Annotated in this window: 25 protein-coding genes; all 25 read left to right on the top strand. The window is 44.4% G+C overall.

All coding sequences use genetic code 11. The features are described 5' to 3' along the window. The 25 genes from ABLT31_RS01460 (at position 1) to ileS (ending at position 26263) form a co-directional block, all read left to right on the top strand. Positions 1 to 1932 (top strand): stage V sporulation protein D, encoded by a 1932-nt coding sequence (locus tag ABLT31_RS01460; protein ID WP_367747943.1) that lies wholly within the window; start codon positions 1 to 3, stop codon positions 1930 to 1932. A gap of 38 nt (positions 1933 to 1970) precedes the next feature. Next, positions 1971 to 3446, top strand: coding sequence for a UDP-N-acetylmuramoyl-L-alanyl-D-glutamate--2,6-diaminopimelate ligase (locus tag ABLT31_RS01465; protein WP_367747946.1), 1476 nt, complete (start codon positions 1971 to 1973; stop codon positions 3444 to 3446). A gap of 39 nt (positions 3447 to 3485) precedes the next feature. Further along, positions 3486 to 4448 carry a phospho-N-acetylmuramoyl-pentapeptide-transferase gene (gene mraY, locus ABLT31_RS01470; protein WP_367747949.1) on the top strand — a complete coding sequence of 321 codons (963 nt, stop codon included), beginning with the start codon at positions 3486 to 3488 and terminating at the stop codon, positions 4446 to 4448. Next, entirely contained in the window at positions 4448 to 5839 is a 1392-nt protein-coding gene (gene murD, locus ABLT31_RS01475) for a UDP-N-acetylmuramoyl-L-alanine--D-glutamate ligase (protein WP_367747951.1), read from the top strand. The genes mraY and murD overlap by 1 nt, the downstream gene beginning before the upstream one ends. Before the next feature lie 96 nt (positions 5840 to 5935). Further along, complete coding sequence (spoVE, locus tag ABLT31_RS01480; RefSeq protein ID WP_367747954.1) at positions 5936 to 7024, top strand: stage V sporulation protein E; 1089 nt, start codon at positions 5936 to 5938, stop codon at positions 7022 to 7024. Between the two features lie 51 nt (positions 7025 to 7075). Continuing rightward, positions 7076 to 8176 carry an undecaprenyldiphospho-muramoylpentapeptide beta-N-acetylglucosaminyltransferase gene (gene murG / locus ABLT31_RS01485; protein WP_367747956.1) on the top strand — a complete coding sequence of 367 codons (1101 nt, stop codon included), beginning with the start codon at positions 7076 to 7078 and terminating at the stop codon, positions 8174 to 8176. A 156-nt stretch (positions 8177 to 8332) separates the two neighbouring features. After that, positions 8333 to 9238 carry a UDP-N-acetylmuramate dehydrogenase gene (gene murB / locus ABLT31_RS01490; RefSeq protein WP_367747958.1) on the top strand — a complete coding sequence of 302 codons (906 nt, stop codon included), beginning with the start codon at positions 8333 to 8335 and terminating at the stop codon, positions 9236 to 9238. A 15-nt stretch (positions 9239 to 9253) separates the two neighbouring features. After that, positions 9254 to 10507: a UDP-N-acetylglucosamine 1-carboxyvinyltransferase gene (gene murA / locus ABLT31_RS01495; RefSeq protein ID WP_367747961.1), complete on the top strand. Its 1254-nt coding sequence runs from the start codon at positions 9254 to 9256 to the stop codon at positions 10505 to 10507. 108 nt (positions 10508 to 10615) lie between these two features. Next, the gene (locus tag ABLT31_RS01500; RefSeq protein WP_367747963.1) at positions 10616 to 11389 is read left to right on the top strand and encodes a cell division protein FtsQ/DivIB; all 774 of its coding nucleotides are present in this window, start codon (positions 10616 to 10618) and stop codon (positions 11387 to 11389) included. Further along, entirely contained in the window at positions 11386 to 12135 is a 750-nt protein-coding gene (locus ABLT31_RS01505) for a DUF881 domain-containing protein (protein ID WP_367747965.1), read from the top strand. Before ABLT31_RS01500 ends, ABLT31_RS01505 begins: the two co-directional genes overlap by 4 nt. A 1-nt stretch (position 12136) precedes the next feature. Next, positions 12137 to 12853, top strand: coding sequence for a DUF881 domain-containing protein (locus ABLT31_RS01510; RefSeq protein WP_367747967.1), 717 nt, complete (start codon positions 12137 to 12139; stop codon positions 12851 to 12853). A gap of 5 nt (positions 12854 to 12858) precedes the next feature. Continuing rightward, on the top strand, positions 12859 to 13215 hold the full coding sequence (locus ABLT31_RS01515; protein WP_367747969.1) for a small basic family protein: 357 nt from the start codon (positions 12859 to 12861) through the stop codon (positions 13213 to 13215). A 422-nt stretch (positions 13216 to 13637) separates the two neighbouring features. Then, on the top strand, positions 13638 to 14903 hold the full coding sequence (gene ftsA / locus ABLT31_RS01520) for a cell division protein FtsA (RefSeq protein ID WP_367747972.1): 1266 nt from the start codon (positions 13638 to 13640) through the stop codon (positions 14901 to 14903). Positions 14904 to 14960: 57 nt separating this feature from the next. Then, positions 14961 to 16106 (top strand): cell division protein FtsZ, encoded by a 1146-nt coding sequence (ftsZ, locus tag ABLT31_RS01525; protein ID WP_367747974.1) that lies wholly within the window; start codon positions 14961 to 14963, stop codon positions 16104 to 16106. A 244-nt stretch (positions 16107 to 16350) separates the two neighbouring features. Further along, positions 16351 to 17310, top strand: coding sequence for a sigma-E processing peptidase SpoIIGA (spoIIGA, locus tag ABLT31_RS01530; RefSeq protein WP_367747976.1), 960 nt, complete (start codon positions 16351 to 16353; stop codon positions 17308 to 17310). A 29-nt stretch (positions 17311 to 17339) separates the two neighbouring features. Then, complete coding sequence (gene sigE / locus ABLT31_RS01535) at positions 17340 to 18062, top strand: RNA polymerase sporulation sigma factor SigE (protein WP_367747979.1); 723 nt, start codon at positions 17340 to 17342, stop codon at positions 18060 to 18062. A 156-nt stretch (positions 18063 to 18218) separates the two neighbouring features. After that, entirely contained in the window at positions 18219 to 18995 is a 777-nt protein-coding gene (gene sigG / locus ABLT31_RS01540; protein ID WP_129196883.1) for an RNA polymerase sporulation sigma factor SigG, read from the top strand. 196 nt (positions 18996 to 19191) lie between these two features. After that, a complete protein-coding gene (locus ABLT31_RS01545) occupies positions 19192 to 19479 on the top strand; it encodes a YlmC/YmxH family sporulation protein (RefSeq protein WP_367747982.1) in 288 nt (95 codons plus the stop codon). A gap of 151 nt (positions 19480 to 19630) precedes the next feature. Beyond that, positions 19631 to 20461 (top strand): peptidoglycan editing factor PgeF, encoded by an 831-nt coding sequence (gene pgeF / locus ABLT31_RS01550; RefSeq protein WP_367747985.1) that lies wholly within the window; start codon positions 19631 to 19633, stop codon positions 20459 to 20461. Positions 20462 to 20464: 3 nt separating this feature from the next. Next, positions 20465 to 21157, top strand: a complete 693-nt coding sequence (locus ABLT31_RS01555) for a YggS family pyridoxal phosphate-dependent enzyme (RefSeq protein ID WP_367747988.1) — start codon at positions 20465 to 20467, stop codon at positions 21155 to 21157. Positions 21158 to 21172: 15 nt separating this feature from the next. Further along, on the top strand, positions 21173 to 21619 hold the full coding sequence (locus tag ABLT31_RS01560; protein ID WP_367747991.1) for a cell division protein SepF: 447 nt from the start codon (positions 21173 to 21175) through the stop codon (positions 21617 to 21619). Between the two features lie 46 nt (positions 21620 to 21665). Next, positions 21666 to 21935, top strand: coding sequence for a YggT family protein (locus ABLT31_RS01565; protein WP_462976455.1), 270 nt, complete (start codon positions 21666 to 21668; stop codon positions 21933 to 21935). A gap of 33 nt (positions 21936 to 21968) precedes the next feature. Beyond that, positions 21969 to 22748: a YlmH family RNA-binding protein gene (locus tag ABLT31_RS01570; RefSeq protein WP_367747993.1), complete on the top strand. Its 780-nt coding sequence runs from the start codon at positions 21969 to 21971 to the stop codon at positions 22746 to 22748. A gap of 21 nt (positions 22749 to 22769) precedes the next feature. Further along, positions 22770 to 23261, top strand: coding sequence for a DivIVA domain-containing protein (locus ABLT31_RS01575; RefSeq protein WP_367747996.1), 492 nt, complete (start codon positions 22770 to 22772; stop codon positions 23259 to 23261). A 230-nt stretch (positions 23262 to 23491) separates the two neighbouring features. Further along, positions 23492 to 26263, top strand: coding sequence for an isoleucine--tRNA ligase (gene ileS, locus ABLT31_RS01580; protein ID WP_367747998.1), 2772 nt, complete (start codon positions 23492 to 23494; stop codon positions 26261 to 26263). Positions 26264 to 26280 lie beyond the last annotated feature (17 nt).

Genomic DNA, 26280 nt, shown 5'->3' on the forward strand with positions numbered 1-26280 from the left:
GTGAGAGTTTCCAATGTTACCGTACGAAGGCGCATTTTTATTGCGCTGCTGATAGGGGTTTTTCTCTATTGTCTTTTAGTTGTGCGGCTAGGTTACGTTCAAGTCATTAAAGGCCCATGGCTGACAAAAAACGCCGAAGAATTATGGACTAGAAATATTCCTTTTGAGGCCAAACGGGGGATGATCTACGATCGCAACGGAGAGGCGCTGGCCTATAATATAAGTGTTCCGTCCGTTATGGCCATCCCTATTCAGGTGAAGGACAAACCAGGCACAGCCAAGGAATTGGCACGAATATTAAAAGGGAATGAGCAAGAGATTTACAAGCAGATTTCGAAACGGGCTTCCATTGTCCGGGTACCGGGAGGAAGAAAGATTTCAGAAGAAACGGCAAAGCAAATTCGTGAGTTGAATCTGCCTGGAATCCATATTGCGGAAGACAGCAAGCGGTATTATCCTTTGGGTGCCTTTGCCTCGCATATCCTCGGGTTTACAGGGATAGATAATCAGGGGCTTGCAGGGATTGAGAAAGTTTATGATGAGATGCTAAGCGGCGAAAGAGGGGCAATTAAATATGACGCCACGGCCAAGGGGGAAAAAATGCCTGGAGACACCCAGAAATTCACCCCGCCAAAGGACGGGCTTAACTTGTACCTCACCATCGACGCAAAAGTCCAGGCCATCATTGAAAGGGAGCTTGATCAGGCCTTTGCCTTATATGATCCGGATGATGCTTTGGTCATTGCAATGGACCCTAAAACCGGGGAAATACTAGGCATGGCTAGCCGGCCCAATTATCATCCAGAATTGTTTCGTGAATATCCCTCTGAAACATACAATCGAAATTTGCCCATATGGAAAACCTATGAGCCCGGATCAACGTTTAAGATCATCACATTGGCCGCAGCCTTGGAAGAAGGAAAAGTGGACTTAGATAAGGAACGGTTCAGCGATCCGGGAAGCGTCAATGTAGCGGGTGCCCGTTTGCGATGCTGGAAGCCAGGGGGCCACGGTGACCAAACCTTCCTGCAGGTCGTTGAAAACTCGTGCAACCCGGGATTTGTAGCTTTAGGCCAAAGGCTTGGAAAAGAAACTCTCTTTGATTATATCGGAAAGTTCGGTTTCGGAAAAAAAACAGGAATTGATTTGATTGGAGAAGAAAACGGGGTTATGTTTAAAATGAGTCGAGTGGGGCCGGTTGAGCTGGCTACAACAGCGTTTGGCCAAGGGGTATCGGTCACTCCGATTCAGCAAGTGGCTGCCGTATCCGCAGCGATTAACGGCGGAAAGCTCATCAAGCCGCATTTGGCAAAAGAATGGCACCATCCCGTAACCGATGATGTGGTTGCTAAAATTGAACCTGACGTAGTGGACCAAGTCATCTCGCCGGAAACCTCAGCCAAGGTTCGTTATGCGCTAGAATCTGTGGTAGCGAATGGTACGGGACGAAACGCCTATATCGACGGATACCGCGTAGGAGGAAAGACAGGTACAGCACAGAAGGTAGAAAACGGCGTTTATTCCAAGAGCAAGCACATCGTTTCGTTCATCGGCATTGCCCCCGCCGATGATCCTCAGATTGTCGTGTATACTGCAGTAGATAACCCTAAAGGGGTCAGGCAGTTCGGGGGGACCATCGCGGCGCCAATTGTCCGTAACATTTTAGACTCCGCTTTGCGCTCCTTAAATGTACCTAAACGACAAAACCAAATGCCTAAGGAATACATGTACCCGGACAAAAAGCTGATTGAAGTTCCGAACTTAGTCGGTATGGAAAAGAATCGCCTGCAGTCCCAATATTACGCTATTCCTCTTGAAGTGGAAGGAAATGGAGATGTAGTCACCTATCAATCGCCGGAACCGGGGACGCAGATTGAGGAAGGGAAAACGATTCGCATTTATCTAGGTGACAAAAAGAGCAAAGAGAATTAAAATGGTACTCGTATTTGTGATTTTCAGGGGGTGAAGGCATGAAGCTAAGTGAACTTCTATCCCCTTTAGCGTTCTTTCAAGCTAAAGGGGAATTGGATATGGAGATTACAGGAATTGCAACGGATTCAAGAAAGGTAAAGCCAGGGAATTTATTTGTGGCTCTGCGAGGCTTTACCGTAGACGGGCATGACTTTATCCAACAGGCTCAAGAGAAGGGCGCTGCTGCCTATCTGGTGGAAGAGGATATGGACATCCCGCAGGTATGCATTCGGGTTTCGGATACCACACGAGCATTAGCTATACTTGCCGCTCAGTTTTACGGGCATCCGACAAGCAGTCTCCGTTTGCTTGGCGTAACGGGGACAAACGGAAAAACAACGGTTACCCACTTAGTTGAACAAATCTTAAATGATGCAGGGCACTCCACAGGCATTATTGGAACCATTCAAATGCGCATGGGGGATTACGCTGAAGAGGTGAAAAATACGACACCTGACGCCTTAGAGCTGCAAAGAATGTTTGCGATTATGCTAGAAAAGGGAGCGACTCATGCCTGCATTGAAGTATCCTCGCATGCCCTCGAGATGGGGAGAGTCTGGGGATGCGATTTTAAAACCGGGATATTTACCAATTTGACCCAAGATCACCTCGATTATCATCGAACGATGGAAAACTATAGGCATGCGAAATCCCTTCTTTTTTCTCAGCTAGGGAATACTTATAATGGTAAACAGCAGAAGTTTGCTGTTTTGAACATTGATGATCCCAGTACTGCAGTTTATCGGAAGATGACAGCGGCTCAAGTGATTACATACGGCATAGACCAGGATGCTGATGTTCAGGCGCTGAATATTTCGATTGGTTCAGGGGGGACCGCCTTCACGCTGCAAACCTTCCAAGGTTCAGCCGAAATCGAAATGAAGATGATGGGGAAGTTCAGTGTGTATAATGTATTGGCAGCAACGGCAGCATGCTTGATGGAAGGGGTATCGCTCCCGCAGATCAAGGCAAGCATTGAACGAATGGCTGGCGTTCCTGGCCGATTTGAGGCAGTTGATGAGGGACAGGACTATGCCGTTATCGTTGACTATGCCCATACGCCTGATAGTCTGGAAAATGTCTTGGCGACGGCCCGAGAGTTTACAAAGGGGAAATTATACTGTGTGGTCGGCTGCGGCGGTGACCGAGACAAGATAAAGCGTCCCATCATGGCCCAAATTGCATCCGAGAATGCGGACTGTACTATATTTACGTCGGATAATCCGCGATCCGAAGATCCGCAAGCCATCCTGGATGACATGGTTCGAGAATTGAAGAAGGAAGCAACAGGAAAGTATGAATGCATCATTGACCGCAAGCAGGCTATCGAGCGCAGTATTGCCTTAGCAAACAGCGGGGATTGCATTGTTATAGCGGGAAAGGGTCATGAAACGTACCAGATTATCAAGGGCCAAGTATTGGACTTCGATGATCGTAAAGTGGCGTCATTTGCCATTCGAAAAGGAATGAAGTAACATAGAAAAGATTGTATCGAGGTGGAAGGAGGCTGGGGGATGCCGATACGCGTCTTATTATTTGCCATAGCAGCAGCTTTTCTCATTGCCGTACTATTAGGCCCCCTTTTCATCCCTTTCTTAAGAAGACTTAAGTTTGGGCAGAGCATTCGAGAGGAAGGACCAAAATCTCATCAAAAAAAAGCAGGCACTCCCACAATGGGAGGAATCATAATTCTTGTGGCCTTATCAATTACTGTTTTTAAATTCGCTAATTCTTCCATGGAGCTTTTCTTATTGATGTTCCTAACCCTTGGATACGGATTGATTGGTTTCTTGGATGACTTTATCAAGATCTCCTTTAAGCGGAATTTAGGGCTTACCGCAAAGCAAAAGCTATTTGGGCAGTTGGCTATTGCCGTGATCCTTTACTATGTATTAATGCAATATAATTTTGATACTAAAGTCTATATTCCCGGTACGTCCTGGGGAGTGGATCTTGGCTGGATGTATTTGCCATTCCTTATCTTCATTACCGTAGGAGCCTCCAATGGCGTGAATCTGACAGATGGCTTGGACGGTCTATTGGCTGGAACGAGCGCGATTGCCTTTAGTGCCTATGCTATTATCGCTTGGATGTCTAGCCAAATGAATGTAGCTATTTTTTGCGCTGCCGTAGTAGGGGCTGTTTTAGGGTTTTTGGTCTACAATTCGCACCCAGCTAAGGTATTTATGGGGGATACCGGTTCCCTCGCCTTGGGAGGAGCACTTGCTGCCGTATCCATCCTAACCAAAACGGAACTCTTGCTCGCTATAATTGGCGGGGTCTTTGTACTTGAAACCCTATCGGTCATGATTCAGGTTATTTCCTTTAAAACGAGGGGAAAGCGAATCTTTCGAATGAGCCCGCTTCACCACCATTTTGAGCTAGGTGGCTGGTCGGAGTGGAGGGTTGTCGTTACTTTTTGGATTATTGGCCTGCTGTTTGCTGGTTTAGCCGTATATATAGAGGTGTTGAACTGATGAATAAACATTATGATAGAGAATGGTTAAAAGAAAAACATATCATTGTTTTAGGATTGGCCAAAAGTGGCTTGGCAGTTGCCAAGCAATTGGCTGCCCGAGGAGCGAATGTGATTGTGAACGATCAGAAGCCGGAAGCCGAGCTTAATGGGATTGAGGAGCTACGGGCAATGGGCATACAAGTCATTGCCGGACATCACCCTGAGGGCTTGATCCATCCTGGAGTGGATCTGATCGTTAAAAATCCGGGGATTCCCTATTCTAGTCCACCCGTTCAGGCGGCTGAGCAGCTAAAGATTCCTGTCATTACGGAAATTGAACTCGCCTACGATTGGGGTACAGCCCCAATGATTGGGATTACAGGTTCAAATGGGAAAACAACGACCACTACCCTTGTAGGCAAAATTCTAGAAGAAGCAGGGAAAAGTCCCATCGTTGCAGGGAATATTGGTACTGTATTATGTGAAAAAACAGAAACAGCTCGGCCTGATCAGATTATTGTGGCCGAGCTTAGTAGTTTTCAGTTAAAAGGTACGGTTCACTTTCGTCCAGCCATTGGCTGCCTGCTGAATGTTACTCCCGCTCATTTGGACTATCACCAGACATGGGAAGACTACATAAGCTCTAAAGAAAAGCTCTTCGTCAATATGAAGGACCAGGATATCGCAATATTTAATGCGGATAATCCCGGATGCAAGGAAGTGGCACAACGAGTTCAATGCCGCAAGCTTTGGTTTAGCAGGCAAACAAAGGTAGACCAGGGATGCTTCGTCAAGAATGATGCTGTATACTACCGCGGCGCGAACAGGCAGGAAGAGGAAATTGTGAAGGTCAGCCAGATTGGCATACCGGGCGCCCACAATCTGGAGAATGCTCTCGCTGCTGCCCTTATTGCCAAGTCTCTAGGTATTGAAACAGACATTATACAAAAGGTCTTGATCGGTTTCAAAGGGGTAGAGCATCGTCTGGAATTTGTCACAGAGATTAACGGAGTCAAATATTATAATAATTCTAAAGCAACTAATGCTGAAGCGACACTCAAAGCACTTGAATCCTTTAAGTCTCCGATTGTGCTCATTGCTGGGGGATTGGATCGAGGGTTTGATTTTTCCGAGTTAATTCCTGCTATTGCACAAAGGGTTAAAGGAATCGTTGCTTATGGGCAAACCAAGGAAAAGTTCATAAACATAGGAAAGGATGCAGGACTGAAGCTGCTCTCTCCCGTCGATAATGTTAAGGAAGCCGTTAAACAGGCTAGCTTAATGGCAGAGTCCGGTGACATTGTCTTGCTTTCTCCCGCATGTGCCAGCTGGGACATGTACAGTTCCTTCGAGGAAAGGGGAAGCATTTTTAAGGAGTCTGTGCATAAGCTTAAAACAAGCCTGCATTGATGGAGGCAAGCCTTAGGGCTGCTCTCGGGTATGTATTGCCTTTTCCCATTGCTTGCCTCAATGTACGGCTAATAAGACGATGTAGAGGTGGCCGCTGTGGCAAAGGCAAGATCAACTCCAGATTTTATTATTATTATTTCTACCCTTATTCTATTGTGCATCGGTGTCGTCATGGTTTACAGTTCCAGCGCGGTGGTGGCTATTCGCATGGGAGATCCATTCTTCTTTACGAAAAGGCAGCTGATCTTCGCGCTGCTTGGAATTGTAGCCATGTTTTTTATGATGAACATGGATTACTGGATTTGGAAGAAGTGGGCTAAGGTTGGGCTGTATGTCTGTTTCGGCTTGCTGGTATTAGTTTTGATTATTGGGAATACGGTGAATGGAGCGAAAAGTTGGTTGGGAATCGGTGCTTTTGGGATTCAGCCAGCCGAATTTACCAAGCTGGGAATGGTCGTCTTTCTTGCTAAATGGCTGTCAGAAAACCAAAAGAATATTGTCACCTTTCGAAAGGGACTAGTTCCTGCTCTGGGTATTCCCGGACTGGCGTTTGCTCTTATTATGCTTCAACCGGACTTGGGAACCGGAACGGTATTAATGGGGACGGCAGTACTCATGATTTTTGTGGCGGGTTGTCGAATCCAGCACTTGATGGGCTTGGCTCTCTTGGGCGTGGGCGGGTTTGTTGGACTTATCTTAGCCGCACCTTACCGCATTAAGCGGATTACAGCTTTTATTGATCCTTGGCAGGATCCGCTAGGTTCAGGTTACCAGCTCATTCAATCGCTTTATGCTATTGGTCCGGGAGGAATTATGGGACTCGGACTCGGAATGAGCAGACAAAAATTCCATTACTTGCCCGAACCATATAATGATTTTATATTTTCTATTTTGGCTGAAGAACTGGGCTTTATCGGCGGATCACTGGTGCTCATGCTATTCTTGCTGATTTTATGGAGAGGCATGCGAGTGGCCATTACAGCTCCTGACCAGTTTGGAAGCTTGCTTGCGGTCGGCATTGTCGGTATGATTGCCATTCAGGTCATCATTAATGTAGGAGTTGTAACAGGCATGTTCCCCGTTACCGGGATTACGCTGCCTTTCCTGAGTTATGGGGGGTCTTCGTTGACTTTAATTCTTACAGGGATGGGCGTCTTGCTGAATGTCTCCCGCTTTGCCAGATGATAGAATAATTCCAGTGTCACGCATTGGATGAACATAAGTGGTGATTAGAAAATGAAAATAATTGTTTCAGGTGGAGGAACGGGCGGCCATATTTATCCAGCCTTATCTCTAACTAAGGAGATTATGGAGCAGCATCCGGATGCCAAAATTCTGTACATTGGCAGTGAGAAAGGCTTAGAAGCGAATATCGTACCCAAAGCAGGAGTTCGTTTCGAATCGATTGAAATTAGCGGCTTTAAGCGCAGTCTATCTTTGGAAAATGTCAAAACGGTGATCCGTTTCCTAAAGGCAGTAGCCAAATCCAAGAAGATTATCCGAGAGTTCGGTGCCGACGCAGTAGTAGGGACTGGCGGATACGTTTGCGGTCCAGTGGTTTACGCGGCAGCCAGAATGGGAATTCCAACCATGATTCACGAGCAGAATGTCATTCCTGGGTTAACGAATAAATTCTTAGCCCGCTATGCTAGACGAATTGCGGTTTCCTTTTCCGCTTCGGCATCTTATTTTCCTTCTGGGAAGGTGATTGTTACCGGAAATCCTCGCGCTTCAGAAGTGGCTAAGGCGGATCCGGAGCAAGGGCGTTCTTCACTAGACCTGCGTTCCAGCCGAAAGATGGTATTGGTTGTTGGCGGCAGCAGAGGGGCGAGGGCAATCAATGAGGCCTTTCTAGAGGCAGTACCCATCTTAGCGGAAAAAAAAGAGCTGCATTTTGTCTATGTTACGGGAGACGTGCATTACGAGAATGTGGTAGCTAAGTTGAAAGAAAAAGGGGATATTCCTACGAATGTCAGCATCTTTCCATTCATTTACAATATGCCAGAGGTCCTTGCTGCAACGGATTTAATCGTTAATCGGGCAGGAGCCTCCTTCTTGGCTGAGATCACCGCGTTAGGCATTCCCTCCATTCTCGTACCATCTCCTTATGTAACGAATAACCATCAAGAGAAAAACGCAAGATGGCTGGAGGAAAATGGGGCAGCTACTGTTCTGCTGGAGAGGGACCTAACCGCAAGTACTCTCATTCAATCGATTGAAGAAATAATGTTAAATCCTTCCAAATGGACTTCCATGAAGGAATCGGCAAAAAAATTAGGAGAACCACAGTCGGCTGAGAAGCTTTATGGTGAGTTGAAGCGACTTATTGTTCCATAGGCTGATGTCACAATAAGTGAATGGCCCGCATAAAGTATACTATTAGCGTGATACAAGAAAGCTTGTGAATAACGCTAACAAGTTTTCTTCATCCTATGCGATTGACTTGGTACAGGATGAAAGATCCTACGGCATCTAACGGAGGGGGTAAGGGAAATGGAAGAGGCAGTTAGGGAATTAAAAGCAGAAGACGTAGGATTAATCTTAGAACAAGAGCCCCTTGCCAACCATACGACATGGAAAATCGGTGGCCCAGCAGACTTATTTATACAGCCAAAAGATAAATTTGGGCTGGCAAAAGCAATGAGAGTCGTAAAAAAACACAACCTGCCCTGGCGCGTGATTGGAAAAGGCTCCAATATGTTAGTACGGGATAAGGGAATCCGCGGAGTAGTGTTTAAATTGGCTGATGGATTGGATCATCTTCGATTTGAGGATGATGTGGTGCATGTCGGAGCGGGATATTCATTTATTCGGCTATCTGTTATGGCAGGAAAAGAGGGACTCACGGGATTGGAGTTTGCCGGCGGAATACCCGGTTCTGTAGGCGGAGCCGTTTACATGAATGCAGGTGCCCATGGATCGGAAGTATCACGAATTTTTAAGTCAGCCGAGGTATTGCTGGAAACCGGGGAGTTAGTTGAATTCTCGCATGATGATATGAAATTTAGCTATCGACATTCGATCCTTCAGGAAACAGGAGGATTGGTGGTTTCGGCGGTATTCAGACTGGCTCATGGTAATCGTAAGGAAATTGCCGATGCCATGGCACGCTATAAAGACAGGCGAAGATCGACCCAGCCTCTGCAGTTGCCTTGCGCCGGCAGCGTATTCCGCAACCCCCTGCCGGATCATGCAGGGAGGCTCATTGAGGCAGCAGGATTAAAGGGATATCGTATCGGTGATGCGCAGGTCTCTGAGAAGCATGCCAATTTCATCGTCAATCGGGGGAAAGCGACTGCCGAGGACGTACTTACCCTAATAGAGTATATAAAAGAGGAAATTGCTGAAAGGTATAAGGTTCACTTAGTTCCAGAAGTTGAGGTGGTGGGTGAAGGATAATCCGGAGGTGAAACCATGGAGAAATTTGCTGTCCAAGGTGGAAGGCCATTAACCGGAAGCCTTCGCATCCAAGGATCCAAAAACGCGGCCCTTCCGATACTTGCAGCCACTGTGCTGGCGGATGGCCAGTACTCCATTCAGGATGTTCCTCACCTTACCGACATTTCAGTCATGCTCCAGATTCTTACTGCTCTCGGAGCGAAATGCAACCATGAACAATCCGCCGTGACGATAGACACATCCTCGCTTTTTTCTCCACATATCCCTGTAGATTTAATGGGACAGATGAGATCATCAATCTTCCTCATGGGCCCGATGCTTGCCCGCTTCGGTGAAGTTACGATATACCCGCCGGGCGGGTGTGCAATCGGGGAGCGAAAAATCGATCTTCACATTCAAGGATTGAAGGCACTTGGAGCAAAGTTCACATCTTCTGAGGACCATATTCATTGCCAAGCAAAAGAATTGATTGGAGCAGAAGTCAAGCTTGCTTATCCTAGTGTCGGTGCAACAGAGAATATAATGATGGCTGCTACATTAGCCAAGGGAAGGACCTTAATATGTAACGCGGCTAAAGAACCTGAAATTATAGACCTGCAAAACTTTTTAAACGCCATGGGAGCACGAATTAGAGGTGCGGGGACCCCCATGATTGAGATTGAAGGGGTCAATCGTCTGGAGGCAATAAGCTATAAGGTTATTCCTGATCGCATTGTAGCTGGTACAATAGCATTGGCTGCCTGTATGACAGGAGGCAGTCTAACAATCAATAATATAGTTGTGGAGCATCTTCAATCCCTCATTGATATTCTTCAGCAATGTGGTGTTGAAATAGACTATGCCCATGATATAATGATGGTATCTATGAATCAGCCCATTCGGCCTGTTTCGGTTAGGACTGAACCCTACCCAGGGTTTCCTACGGATATGCAAGCTCAGTTGATGACTTTACTCACCTTGTCAAGCGGTACTAGCGTCATTCAGGAAACGGTATTCGATGCTAGATTTAAACATGTGGAAGCCCTGAGAAAAATGGGGGCGAGGATTGATATCAACGGGAACGAAGCTTTTATTCACGGGAACGCTAGATTTAAGGGAGCCGAAGTGGACGCCACCGATCTGCGAGCTGGAGCCGCGATGATTTTAGCTGGCCTGGCAGCAAATGGAACAACATACGTTAATCAAGTTCATCATATTGATCGCGGGTATGAGAGAATTGAAGAGCAACTGCAATCGATCGGTGCTTCCATTAAACGAATACGGACGTAATAGCTTGAAGCGGCATAGTTGATATGCCGCTTTTCAATCGTAGGTTAAAAGAACAAGGCATTTGAAGGCAAGGCGCCAGGCAAGTTTTCAGTAGGGAGGAGACAAGCAATGGGAGATATGGAGAGGGTTCCGGCGCTTACGAAAGATCATAAAAAGAAGAATAGGGGGACTCGCATTCTTCGAACTCTTGGATGGGTCATTTTACTGGGTCTGTCCGTGCTTATTTTTTTTCGCTCTCCTCTGAGTAAGATTGACTCGATTTCCATAAGAGGTGAAGATATGGTTGAAGAGACGCAGATCATCGGATTAGCTAAGATAGCCAAAGGGGATTCGTTTTTCTCTATTGATCCGAAGGAAATGGAATCAGCTCTCATGGCATTGCCCGAAATTAAGGAAGTGTCAGTTCAACGGGATTTTCCGGGAAAGGTGTTTATTGACATAAAAGAACACCGTCATGTCGCTTTCATGTTAGAGGATGATAATAAGATCATTCCAGTTTTGGAAAATGGAATGAGGTTGGAAAACAGAGAGTGGAATGATAGAGTTATAGATAAGCCCATTCTGCGGGAGTGGAAAGACCAAGCCCTTCTTCCTAAGCTTTCTGAGGAGCTATTCAAGCTCGAACCTATCGTATTGCATGCTATTTCAGAAATTCAGCCAGCCATGACAGAAGATCCGCAGAGACTAGTTCTATATATGAAAGACGGCTATGAAGTGCACACGTCGGTGAGGCATTTTGCCAAGAATATGTCTTGGTATCCATCTTTTGTAGCCAATTTAAAGCAAGAAGGGAAGGACAAGGGGATGATCATGCTGCTTGATGGGAAATGGTTTATCCCATATAACAACCTCGAAGGCACCGGAGAGGGGACTGAAGAATGAAGATCCGCAAGATACATGTTTATCTAACCTTGGTATTGTTGGCTTTCGGATTCATCATTTCTTATTCCGTGCAGTTTACCAAGAGCATATCGTCAACGGACTCAGCCATTACGGATTCCCAATGGGAGAAAAAGCAGAGGCTGCAAGAGAAGATATTGGAAGAGCAGACTCAAGTTCAAAACCTAGAGGAACAGCTCCAGAAGATTAAGCAAAGGGTCTCAGAAATCGAGAAAAAAATGGGGGACCAGGAAGATCAGGCGAGGGAAGTCTTAGAAGAGCTGGATGAGATCAGGATGTGGGCGGGCCTGTTGCCGGTCACGGGAAAAGGCCTTGTGGTCACCCTGAATGATAGCAAAACCCTGCCAGAGTCAGGAAACATGAATGATTATATTGTGCATGAGGAACAGATTCGCCAGGTTGTTAATGAACTGTTTTCTTCCGGTGCAGAGGCCATTAGCATCAATGGGCAACGCTTAACTACCAATTCGGCTATTCGATGCGTGGGACCTACCGTGCTCGTAAACGAGGTAAAAACCGTTCCGCCATTTGAAATCTCGGCAATAGGAGAATCTGAAATCTTGTTAACCGCATTGGACATGCCAGGAGGGGTAGTTCAAAATTTAAAAGAGTTCTCTAATATAGATGTCAAACTCGAAATAAAGGAAAAGATTGATCTTCCCGCTTATACGGGTGATAGCCAGAAGCTGTTTCGTGCGGACCACCTAGCCCAGAAAGAGGATTCATAGAATGAAGCCTACAAGAGAAATTCCTTTTATTATTATTTTAATAAGCATCATTATTGGGTTTATGCTTGCTGTACAATTCAGATCCTACAACACCAGTGCTTCTCCAGAAGCAAAGGATATTTCCCAGCTTCGGCAAGATCTGCAAAAGGAAATGGAACGCCATCAAAGAATTTTAACGGAAATCTCCAAATACGATCAATTGCTGTATGAATATGAGAACCCTCTTAATCAAGCGGATTCCCTCAATGTGATGAGAGAGGAGCTAGCTCGGATCAAAGTTTTTGCCGGCTTGTCCCCTCTTCAGGGAAAGGGTCTATCGATCAAAATTGAAGAAATTCTCTCCCATACTAGCGATCAGGAATTAAGCAGCTTAAGTCAAATATTTGACGATGACATCAGATATATCGTTAATGAACTGTTTGGTGCAGGTGCGCAAGCGATTTCCATTAATGGAAATCGAATGACGCCAACAACCTCTATACGAAATGTAGGGAGTGACATTCAAGTCGATACGAAGGTGATCAGATTGCCTTATGAGATTCGGGTCATCGGTGATCCGGAGGTATTGGAATCGGCGCTGAAACTCAAAGGGTTTGAAGAATACTTTAATGTAATTAACAAGAGAATTACAATTAAAAAGCTAGACAAATTACTTATTCCTGCCTATGATGGAAAAGGTATGATCCATTTTATGAAACCGTTAAAGGAAGGGTCATAAAAAATATGTGGTTGCCAATTATCGGACTTATTGTAGGTGTTATTTTAGGACTTTCATCAGAATTTACTGTTCCAGTAGAGTATCGAAATTACCTGTCGATTGCTGTACTGGCTGCTCTAGATACCGTGTTTGGAGGAATTCGATCCTATCTAGAAAATATTTTTGACATTAAAGTGTTTATGTCAGGGTTCTTTTTCAATACGCTCTTAGCCGCTGGACTTGCTTTTTTAGGGGTATATATGGGAGTAGATCTCTATTTGGCGGCGATTTTTGCTTTTGGTGTCAGGCTGTTTAACAATATTGCAGTGATTCGCAGAATTATGATTGGTCGTTGGTTCAAAGACAAATCATACAGCGAGTAAGGAGACTAAGAACTATTCGTCTTATTTCTGGGTAATACGACTCTTTGTTTAACACCCTATGTCTGAACAGGTCCAAATTTTGACGTTGTTGTAAATTATTGTTTTACAGTTTTTGCGAAAAAATAGCATAAAAAAAAAAGGGAATCTACAAAGGATGTTGAATTTAACTAAATAGGCTAAAAAATTACATTAACTTTCTGTTACTGAAAGTAAAATTGGCAGTGCCAATTCCCTCACTTGACATCCTCTCTACGGGTCAAGTCTGAGTAAAATCCTATTTTATCAGACTTGGGGGTTTACCCCTTGATGTCAAGTGAGGGAGAAGCTACAAGAAGAAGAAGGACATCCTTTTTCTTTAGAAAATAAAATGAAGCGTTGATAGATTTGAAAGATGGAGTTCATGCAGGGGAGGTGCCAAGGGATTGAACAACAACGACCTACTAGTAAGCTTAGACATCGGTACATCCAAAGTGAGAGTCATAATTGGGGAAGTCCATAATGGATCCATTAATATTATAGGGGTTGGCACAGCCGAATCCCAAGGGATAAAAAAAGGAGCCATCGTAGACATAGACCAGACGGTTTTTGCTATAAAAGAGGCTTTGGATCAAGCAGAACGCATGGTGGATGTAAGCATTCGTGATGTATATGTTGGAATTTCCGGTAATCATATTGAACTGGTGATTAGCCAAGGTGTCGTTGCCGTTTCCAGTGAGAATAAAGAAATTGGGGATGAAGATATCCGTAGGGTCACGGATGCCGCAAAAGTTATCGCTATTCCCCCTGAGAAGGAAATCATTGATGTCGTTCCTATTGAATACACCATCGATGGTTTGTCCGGAGTAAACGACCCGCATGGAATGATTGGTGTGCGCCTTGAGATGGAAGGAACCATCATTACGGGTTCTAAAACCATTATCCATAACTTGTATCGTTGTGTGGAGAAGGCAGGATTGAACATAGCGGGATTTTACTTGCAATCTTTAGCAGCCAGCGATATCGCCCTATCAAAAGATGAAAAGAATTTAGGTGTAGTTCTTGTGGATATGGGAGCCGGTTCGACGACGATCGCCATATTTGAGCAGGGAACGTTGGCAGGAGTTAGCACGGTACCCATTGGGGGAGACTACATAACAAGCGATATTGCCTACGCCCTGCGAACTTCAACGGAAGAAGCCAAACGGTTGCAGTTGAAATATGGATGTGCTTTGATTGACCAAGCATCACCGAACGAGAAATTCAAGGTTAAGCGAATTGGAAGCAATACAGATCTTGAATGTACCCAAGCTGATCTGGCCCATGTAATTGAACCAAGGGTAGCTGAGATTGTTGGATTGGTCCAAGAAGAAGTGATTAAGCTGGGTTACTTAGGTGATATTCCCGCAGGTTACGTGCTGACCGGAGGAGTAGCTGGAATGCCAGGTGTCGTGGAATTGGCTAGAGAAGAACTTCAAGTGCCAGTGCGGGTAGCGATGCCTGACTACATTGGTGTTCGAGATCCTTCCTATACGATAGGTGTCGGTTTGATTAAATATGCATCTAAGCATTCAAGTCCCCGCCAACCTGTGATGGTCGAGAAGGAGAAGGTCCCTGTACAAGTTAAACCTGCAAAGAAGCCAAGCCAACCAAAGGAAAAAGATAATGGCATGATTGATAAAGTGAAAAACTGGTTTAGTGAATTTATTTAATATCCGATAATAAATTTTTGAACATGCTTCAAAGACATGTGAGGGGGACTACCAAGAATGTTGGAATTTGATTTGGAAAACGACTCACTTGCTCAGATTAAGGTTATAGGCGTTGGAGGCGGTGGAAGCAACGCGATCAACCGTATGATTGAGATGGGTGTGCAAGGTGTAGAATTTATTGCTGTAAATACGGATGCTCAAGCGCTCCAATTATCCAGAGCGGAGCAAAAGCTGAAGATTGGTGAAAAGCTGACAAGAGGTCTTGGGGCAGGTGCCAATCCGGAGGTAGGAAAAAAGGCAGCGGAAGAAAGCCGTGAACTAATTGAAAACGCATTGCGCGGTTCAGATTTGGTGTTCGTCACAGCCGGAATGGGTGGAGGAACAGGTACAGGAGCCGCTCCAGTGATTGCGGATATCGCAAGGCAATTGGGAGCCTTAACTGTGGGTGTTGTAACCAAGCCTTTCTCTTTTGAAGGAAGAAAAAGATCCTTGCAAGCAAATAATGGAGTCAACGCGTTAAAGGAAAAAGTAGACACGCTGATCGTGATTCCAAATGATCGTCTACTTGAGATTGTTGATAAAAACACTCCAATGCTTGAAGCGTTCCGTGAAGCGGATAATGTACTTCGCCAAGGGGTTCAAGGGATCTCTGACCTAATTGCCGTGCCGGGACTAATTAACCTTGACTTTGCTGATGTGAAGACCATCATGACAGAGCGAGGATCTGCATTGATGGGAATAGGTGTTGGCACAGGTGAAAACAGGGCAACAGAAGCTGCTAAACAGGCGATTAACAGTCCACTATTGGAAACTTCTATTGATGGAGCACGAGGTGTGCTTCTGAATATTACCGGTGGGCATAACTTGAGCCTTTATGAAGTGAATGAGGCAGCCGATATTGTTGCATCTGCTTCAGATCAAGAAGTGAATATGATCTTTGGTGCCGTTATCAATGAGAATTTGAAGGACGAAATCATTGTTACGGTTATTGCGACGGGATTTGAAGAAGCTGCCCAGAAGCCTATTAACAGTTTGGACAAGCGACCTCAAAATACCGCTTCTAATGTTAATACTGCAAGAACACAAGTAGCTAGTGCTAAGGAAGAAGAGCGGACAGAAGTTCGTCCATTCCAAAGTTTTAATAGCAACAGTTTAGATGTTCCTACATTTCTGCGTAATCGCCGCAATCGAAACAATAAATAGCTTTTTGGTAAAGAACCCCGTAATGTTAAACTTTATGGGGTTCTTTTTTGTTTCTATTAATAGATATGAATAGAACAGTTTTATTTCGACGAAAAAAGTGCTGGATGACCGGCAAGATTAGACAGACTTTGATTAGGCTTTATTATATACTGATAACACATATAGTTGATGTCATTATTTGGCAACCTCTTTGCTTCTGAGAAGCACCATCGGAGTGTTAGAGGAAGGGGGGCTTTGAGATGAAGTGACAGTTTATTTAGATGTAATATTTATAACTAATTTTCTCATTGACCTGATTCTTTTATGGTCAACGGCTCTGGTTTTAAAGATCAAGCCGCGTTGGTATCGTTTGGCCTTAGGTGCAGGCATAGGAGCCGCCTATACGCTAGTGATCTTCTTTCCTTATTGGAGTGGACTTTTTACTTTTTTCACAAAGCTAATCTTTTCTGGTCTTATGGTTTTTTGTACTTTTGGTTTTCACCGATTAGGAGTTTTCTTACAGAGAATTCTTTGCTTTTATATGGTCGCATTCGTTTTAGGTGGAGGATTATTAGGCCTTCATTTCTTTTTTCAAACAGAAAGTGAGCTTATATCAGGGATTGTATTTACGCAAACAGGCGGGTTGGGCACATCTATTACCTGGGGATTTATAGCATTGGTTCTTCCTTGTATCTGGTGGCTTTCCGGCAAGGCTTTAAAGCAACTAAAAGAAAATAATAGGAAAGCATCCTTTTATGTGGAACTCGAGGTATTTATAAACGAACAAGCCGTGACATGCAGAGGTTTAATTGATACAGGGAACCAATTATACGAGCCGGTTACCAGGTGGCCGGTCAGTATTATGGATCTTGCCTTATGGAAGGATCTCTTGCCTCAGCATCTTTATATGGCGGTGAAAGAGAAGAAAGATTTGAGCTCTCTTGATGTGTTTTCAGAAGTAGGGGATGATTGGATCCAAAGAATTCGATTAATTCCTTATAGGGGTGTATCTAGAGGAATGGATCTGCTTTTAGCTTTTAGGCCGGATAAGGTACGCCTTGTGATAGAAGGGGAAATATATGAGACGAAGCGTGCTCTAATAGGGTTAAATCCAGTTGCTTTGTCATCTGATGGCTCTTATCAAGCTATAGTTCACCCACACCTAACAGATGAAGATTCAAGAATGCCAAATAAAGACACTGATCTTCCCAAACAAGCCATATGAGCAGGGGATGAAAAAGTAAGGAGGAATCTATGTTAACACAGTTCAGACTAATGGCACAAATCTGGTGGTTTAGACTTTTACTTTGGCTAGGCGTCAAGGCAGAAGAAATCTATTATATTGGTGGCAGTGAAGCGTTGCCCCCTCCTCTGAGCAGGGAGGAAGAAGAATATCTCCTTGGAAAGCTTCCTAAAGGAGATGCAGCCGTCAAGGCTATGCTCATTGAGCGAAATTTACGTTTAGTTGTTTATATTGCGAGAAAGTTTGAAAACACGGGAATTAATATTGAGGATCTGGTGAGTATTGGAACGATAGGATTAATTAAAGCAGTCAATACTTTTGACCCCGAAAAGAAAATCAAGCTGGCAACGTATGCTTCTCGATGCATTGAAAATGAAATCCTCATGTTTTTGCGCCGAAACAGTAAGCTGAAGTCAGAGGTTTCTTTTGATGAGCCCCTAAACATTGACTGGGATGGCAATGAGCTCCTGCTATCCGATGTATTGGGAACAGAAAATGATACTATATATAGGGACTTGGAAGATCAGGTGGATCGCAAGCTGTTATATAAAGCATTAGATAAATTATCTGAACGTGAACGTACCATAATGGAACTTCGTTTTGGATTAAACGGTCAGGAGGAAAAAACGCAAAAAGATGTGGCAGACATGCTGGGGATTTCTCAATCCTACATCTCCCGACTTGAAAAGCGAATCATTAAACGTTTAAGGAAGGAATTTAATAAGATGGTGTAGCGGGAAGCTGTGCTTCCTTTTTCTTTTGGCGCTAATCCTCCAAAATTGGTTTATCCCTAAGGTAGATGAAGGCGGAGGCTAAGTTAAACATGTTGTGCATAAATTTTCCCTCTCAGGAGATAATTAACTGTAACGCTGCTCCTAGGAGGGAGAAAGGTGACACGAAACAAAGTCGAGATTTGTGGCGTAGATACTTCTAAATTACCTGTATTAACCAACAAGGAGATGCGGGAACTATTTGTAGAGCTACAAAGTGGGAATTACCAGGCCAGGGAAAAACTCGTCAATGGCAACTTGCGTTTAGTGTTAAGTGTAATCCAGCGTTTCAACAACAGAGGTGAATACGTTGACGATTTGTTCCAAGTGGGATGCATTGGGCTAATGAAAGCCATCGATAACTTTGACCTCGGACAAAACGTTAAGTTTTCCACTTATGCTGTTCCGATGATTATCGGAGAAATTCGTCGATATCTTCGAGACAACAATCCTATAAGGGTATCGAGATCTCTTAGGGACATTGCCTACAAGGCTCTACAAATCCGGGATTCTCTAACAAACCGGAATTCTCGTGAACCAACCATTTACGAAATTTCCGAAGCCCTTAATGTTCCGAAGGAAGACGTTGTTTTCGCATTGGATGCGATCCAAGATCCAGTTTCCTTGTTCGAACCGATCTACCAGGATGGCGGTGATCCCATCTATGTGATGGACCAGATCAGTGACGAAAGAAACAAGGATATCCAGTGGGTGGAGGAAATCGCCTTACGGGAAGCCATGCATCGATTGAATGATCGAGAAAAGCTCATCTTGTCCATGCGATTCTTTGAAGGGAAAACGCAGATGGAAGTGGCAGAGGAAATTGGCATTTCTCAAGCCCAAGTATCTCGGCTTGAAAAGGCGGCCATTTCTCAAATGCAAAAGCACGTACAATAGAATATGAAATTTGTCCATGCTGTCTTCAGTGTAAATTCTGACAGTGTAAAAAGCATCCAGCACGTCTGGGTGCTTTTTCCGTATGCTGAACAATGGCATGAGACAAGTGATCCGTTTTTTTAGTCACATGTTTGCCCGCAAGAGACATATATATGTTAGTAAGGTTGGAAGAGCCATGTTAAGGGTGGGCTAGCATATGATGAAAATCTCTGAGTTCCAAACCAAAGATGTTGTCAATGTGTTGGATGGAAGAAGACTAGGCCAAGTGACAGACTTGGAAATTAATTTGAAGCTAGGTCAAATTGATGCCATTGTCGTTCCCGGACAGGGGAAATTTCTCGGATTCTTTGGCGGGGGAACCGATATAGTGATTCCTTGGAAGAATATTATTAAGATTGGAAAAGATGTTGTTCTTGTTCGTCTAGAAGAAACACATTATAAGGAACAGAAACAGTTGGAGGAAGAAGGCTATAAACCATATTGATCCTTTTCTGGCATGCTCAAGAGGGAAAACCTCGCCTATAAAAGAGCATGCTATTTTAGTGGAGCCATCTGCTTGACAAACCTAGGACATTGAGGTAGTAGAAGGGAATATGGTAAGATGAATTATAATTAAAATGGGGGGGATTTGACCTTTGGAACCATTTGTTTTGGAACAGGAGACTGTCCTTCTTAGAATAGCTGAATGGGAGAAAGAATTTCCAGGTTTAGTTGCAGGATTTACGACACGGCAAGGTGGCGTAAGTAATTTGCCCTTCGAGTCGATGAACTGCGGTCTGCATGTAGGGGACCAACTACAGTCTGTAGTAGAAAATCGCAAGCAGCTATGCCGGCTACTTGATTTTCCCTTTGAGAGCTGGACTTGTGCAGATCAGATACATGGGAGCGAGATCGCGGTTATCCGGACGACCGAGCGAGGACGAGGCCGTACAAGGATGGAAGACGCAATCACAGGGACAGATGGCTTAATCACTTCAGAAAAAAATGTTTTATTGACATCATTTTATGCCGACTGTGTTCCTTTGCTGATCATGGAACCAGAGCAGAAATGGGTGGGAATTGCCCATGCGGGATGGAAAGGTACAGCAGCAGCTATTTCCCAGAAAATTGTCGAATCCATAGTAAGCGAGCAGGGCGTAAAAAAGCAAAACTTGCGCGTTGCGATCGGACCTTCTATAGGCGGTTGCTGCTACGAGGTAGATGATTACGTCGTAAACCGAATATCCGAAAAGTTGCATCCTGAAACGGCAAAGGATTGGCTCGAGGATACAACGAATGGCAAGTATCATATCGATCTTAAACGTGTTAACTATCATATGTTCATTCAAGCAGGTATACCGCATGAACATATCCAAGTCAGTTCATGGTGTACTAGCTGCCGAAACGATTTGTTTTTTTCCTATCGGGCGGATGGAGGAAAGACAGGAAGAATGGCGGCGTTTCTTGGATGGCGTGAAGAGGTGTAAAAATTGCAGGATATCCAACTATCTTTTCAAACAGTCAAAGAACGCATCGAAACCGCATGCAAGCGTGCTCAACGGGATCCCAAGGACGTTGAGATTGTAGCTGTAACTAAATATGTGAGTTTAGAAACGACTAAGCGAGCCTTGGATGAGGGCATTATTCATCTTGGAGAAAGCCGAGTGCAAGATGCTGTACCGAAATGGGAGGCACTTGGAGACCGGGCCACTTGGCATTTCATCGGACACCTGCAGACGAATAAGGTGAAAGATGTGATTGGTCGGTTTTCCTTTATTCATTCTCTTGACCGGCTTTCCCTTGCCGAGGAGATCGAGAAGAGAGGCCAGCAAAAAGAGATTGTTACAAACTGCTTCATACAGGTCAATATCTCAGGAGAAGAGACAAAATTTGGATTACAGCCTAATCAAGTGTTGGAATTTGTCAAAGAAACAAGTAAGATGAAATATATAAACTTATGTGGATTAATGACGATGGCCCCTTATGAATCCGTCCCGGAACAAACGCGTGTTGTTTTTAAGCGATTGAGAGAACTGCGCAGGGAATTGAATGAACTTCATTTGCCTAACGTACAGCTCCAACATTTATCTATGGGGATGTCGAATGACTTTGAGGTTGCAATTGAGGAGGGGGCTACCTTTATTCGCCTAGGTTCGATCCTGGTCGGAAATGAGACAAAGTAGGAGGAGATAAAAGCCATGGGAGTGTTAAAAGGAATCATGGGTTTTTTAGGTCTCTCGGGAGAGGAGACTTACGAGGAGGAGTATCCTGAACGAACTCATCAAAAGCATGAGCCGGAATCGGAAGAGCCTGTTTCGATAAACAAGAAGGGTCGAAATAATGTCGTAAGTCTTCAACATGCCAAGGAGCAAGTTAAAATGGTCCTCGTGGAGCCTAGATCCTACGAAGAAGTCCAGGAGATAGCCGATCATTTGCGCTCAAGAAGGCCAGTCATCATTAATTTGCAAAGGGTTAATCCAGAGCAAGGGAAACGAATCATCGATTTTTTAAGCGGTACGGTTTATGCATTGAATGGAGATATCCAGAAGGTAGGCCTCAACATCTTCATGTGTGCACCAGATAATGTAGATGTGCATGGAACCATTTCCGAGTTATTAATGAATGATGATACATATCCCAGATAAGTAGAGCAATATACTTATAGAAAGTATATTAATAGGGGTGAAGCCGTTGGTAGCAGCGATTGAAACGGTCATACGCATGGCATTGCAAATTTACACCTTCATGATTTTCGGTTATATCCTTATGTCATGGATTCCGCAATTGAGAGATTCAGCTTTAGGGGATTTTCTGAGAAGGGTGGTCGAGCCGTATTTGCGTCCATTCAAACAGATTATCCCACCTTTAGGAATGCTTGATATTTCCCCGATCGTAGCTTTATTTACCTTATATTTCGCTGAAGAAGGATTAATCTATTTACTCTATCTACTATTAAGTTAAACTAATAAATTAAACTAAGTAAGGAATATATACATGAGTCTGTTTGAACACTTTAGGCCGGAAGAAAAACCGTTTATTGAGAAAGCCATCGATTGGCTGGAACAAGTCGATCGCCAACATAACCATAAGCGTACGGACTTTTTGGATCCTAGGCAGGTGCATATCTTACGCAACTTGGCTGCTAAGTTTCCCCAGGTGAACCTGACGCTGTTTGGGGGATATGAAAATGCCGAAAGATGCCGAGTCCTCATCCATCAAGAATATTGGGTACCAGAAGAAGCGGATTTTTCGCTGGCTGCTTTCCGAGTGACAAGTCCATCCCCTGGTTTTGGGCAATTGAAGCATAAGGATTTTTTGGGTGCCTTAACGGGAATTGGCTTAAAAAGGGACAAGTACGGCGATATTCTAGTTCATGCCGATTCGGCCCAGCTTATTGTTGCAACAGAAATTGCTGATTATGTTCGTGCTCACTTAAACCAGGTCCACCGGGTATCCGTTCACTCTGAATCGATTCCATTCAGCGAAATACACCTGAATGCAGAAGAGTGGAAGGAGCTCCATCTGACCGTTTCTTCCACCCGTGCGGATGTGGTGGTGGGAGATGTGTTTCGCCTCTCCCGCTCAAAGGTCCTCACTCCCATCCGGGCTGGCCATCTGAAGGTGAACTGGATGGTTGTAGATAGCCCATCTTTTCAAGTGAGAGCGGGAGATATGGTATCGCTGCGAGGTTATGGACGGTTCAAGGTCAGTAAGGAAGAGGGAATAACCCGAAAAGGGAATATTCGCTTAGAGATAGGTCTATTGTCGAATTGAAATTTTGCGGAGGTGTAGGAAGTGGCTTTAACTCCATTAGATATTCATAATAAGGAATTCAGTAAGGCTTTTCGCGGTTATGATGAAGATGAAGTGAACGAATTTCTAGATCAGATTATTAAGGATATGGAGATACTGATTAAGGAAAAACGGGAACTTGAAGAAAAGGTAGGGGCCATTACGGAAAGGTTGGCTCATTTTACCAATATTGAAGAAACGTTAAGCAAGTCCATTTTAGTTGCCCAAGAAACGGCTGAAGAAGTAAAGAACAATGCTCGTAAGGAATCTCAGCTTATCATAAAAGAAGCGGAGAAAAATGCGGACCGAATTATTAATGAAGCGTTAGCAAAGTCCCGAAAAGTAGTGATAGAGATTGAAGAACTGAAAAAGAAGGCTGCGGTTTACCGCATTCGATTCCGCAGTCTTCTAGAAGCCCAGTTAGAAATGCTTGATAGCGGAGACTGGGATAACTTCGAAAAATTGGAAGAAGAGTTGATCGCGGAAAAAGAGTAAGGACTTGAACTAGAGTAGGATTAGGGTTATACTTGTCTAAATCTTTTTCTCCTGTAGCTGAGCAGGAGCCTTCTCCATTAGATAGGAGAAGGCTTTTTGCCTGGATGGGAAAGTTTAAGTTCGCAAAAGTTAAAAAGAAACCTAGCTCTTTTTCTCGAACAGCCTAGTCTAATTGTTTATTTTTTCAACTATAATAGTAGATATTAACCATTTGTAGGAGTGAAGCCGGTATGGATTATAGTAAAACACTGAATTTGCCCAAGACAGACTTCCCTATGCGCGGGAATTTGCCTACACGTGAGCCCGAAATGCAGGGCTGGTGGGATGAAATAAACATTTATAAAAAAGTGCAGGAACGGACATCCGGCAGACCTAAGTTTATTCTTCATGATGGTCCTCCGTATGCGAACGGGGATATCCATATTGGACATGCTTTGAATAAAGTCATAAAGGATATGATTGTCCGCTATAAATCAATGAATGGGTTTGATTCCCCTTATGTTCCTGGTTGGGATACCCATGGTTTGCCTATCGAGCATGCCATTATAAAAAATGAGAAAATTGATCGCCATAAAGTAGGAGCCGCAGAATTTAGAGAGCGCTGTGCAGAATATGCCTATTCCTATGTTGACAGACAACGCGGGCAATTTAAGCGGCTGGGTGTCAGAGGGGATTGGGAAAATCCATATATCACCCTGAAGCCGGAGTATGAAGCGAGACAGATTCGCGTTTTTGGAGAAATGGCAAAAAAGGGATACATATACAAGGGATTAAAGGCTGTATACTGGTCGCCATCGTCCGAGACAGCTCTGGCTGAAGCTGAGATCGAATATAAGGATAAGCGATCTGCCTCCATTTATGTTAAGTTTCCAGTTGTTGATGGAAAAGGAAAGCTTGACCAAAACATGAAAGTTGTCATTTGGACGACTACTCCATGGACGATTCCTGCGAATTTGGCCATTGCCATTAACCCTGAGCTTGAATATTCCGTCGTTGAGACAGGCGGGGAAAAGCTTGTTCTGGCATCTGGATTAGTTGAATCCGTATCCCAGCTAGTGGGATGGGAAGAGTTCAAGGTTGTGCAAACCTTTAAAGGAGAAGAACTGGAAGGTGTTGTATGTCAGCATCCTTTCTATGATCGCACGTCTCCGCTCCTGCTTGGAGAACATGTTACGCTCGATGCCGGTACAGGCTGTGTGCACACAGCGCCGGGCCATGGGGAAGAAGACTTTTACCTAGGCCAAAAATATGGTTTGCCTGTTCTTTGTCCTGTTGACGACAAAGGAAATTTTACGAAAGAAGCTCCGGGGTTTGAGGGCTTATTCTATGATGATGCGAATAAGGTGATTACGGAGAAGCTCAAAGAAGCAGGGGCTCTGCTTCATATGAATTTTATCACTCACCAGTATCCGCATGATTGGAGAAGCAAGCAGCCCGTCATTTATCGGGCGACTGAACAATGGTTTGCTTCCATTGACGGATTCCGGGAACAGCTGTTAAAAGCGATCGAAGAAGTAAAGTGGATTCCCGCATGGGGAGAGCAGCGCTTGCACAACATGGTAGCAGACCGCAATGATTGGTGTATCTCCCGCCAAAGAGTTTGGGGAGTTCCGATCCCGATGTTCTATTGCCGGGAATGCAATACCGAGATTATTAATGACGAAACGATTGATCATATTGCCAACCTATTCCGCCAAGAGGGATCTCAAGCGTGGTTTACCAGAGATATTTCTGAGCTTGTACCAGCGGGCTTGAAATGTCCGAGTTGTTCCTCCATGGAGTTCCGTAAAGAAACAGATATCATGGATGTTTGGTTTGACTCAGGTTCAAGCCATGAGGCGGTATTGAATGAAAGAGCGGAATTATCTTGGCCAGCAGACCTTTACTTAGAGGGTTCTGACCAATATCGCGGTTGGTTTAACTCTTCGTTATCCACTTCTGTTGCTGTACATGGGCAAGCACCATATAAAGGAGTATTAAGCCATGGTTTCGTTCTGGATGGCGAAGGGCGAAAAATGTCTAAATCCTTGGGCAATGTAGTCATTCCGGCAGAAGTGATGGATAAGCTCGGGGCGGATATCCTTCGTTTATGGGTGGCATCTGTAGACTATACAGCGGATGTCAGAATCTCAGATAAGATCATGACGCAGATTGCAGAAGCCTATAGAAAAATCCGCAATACATTCCGTTTCTTATTAGGGAACCTGGAGGGATTTGACCCTGTCGCCGATCGAGTGCAATTCAAGAAATTCCCTGAACTGGATCAATACGTGTGGATGAAGATGCAGCGCGTCATCGAACAGGCACTCAAGTCTTATGATCAATATCAGTTCCATTCGGTTTACCATGCTGTGCATAATTTCTGCACCATTGATCTAAGCCAGTTTTATCTTGATGTTTCCAAAGACCGCCTTTATACAGAAGGTCCGAAGTCGGAAGAAAGACGGGCAGCTCAAACGCTCATGTATGATATATTAGTTTCCTTAGTCAAGCTAATTGCTCCTATACTTCCGCATACGGCTGATGAGGTTTGGAAATACATTCCTGGCGTTGAAACTGCAAGTGTGCAATTGACAGATATGCCGAAGCCGCAAGCAGAAACCATTAACGCTGAGCTTGAAGCCAAGTGGGACCAATTCCTGGAAGTGCGGGATGATGTGCTAAAAGCTCTTGAAGAAGCACGTAAAGAAAAGGTGATTGGACATTCTCTTGGGGCATCCGTGAATTTGTACCCTTCCCAAGAAACTGCGGATCTTCTGGCGAAATTTGATCGCTTAAATGAACTGTTTATTGTTTCAGAGGTGAATGTCCATGATCATGCGGCTCCGGAAGAGGCTGTGAAATTCGAGAACCTATCTGTAGTGATTAAGCAAGCTGCAGGGGAAAAATGTGAACGTTGCTGGATCGTAACTCCTCATGTGGGACAGGACGAGGAACACGCTACAATTTGCCCTCGCTGTGCAAGTGTAGTAAAAGATCATTACTCCCATGTAACGGAATAGAACCCGAAGGGTGACAA

It is taken from the genome of Ammoniphilus soli (genome assembly GCF_040813775.1).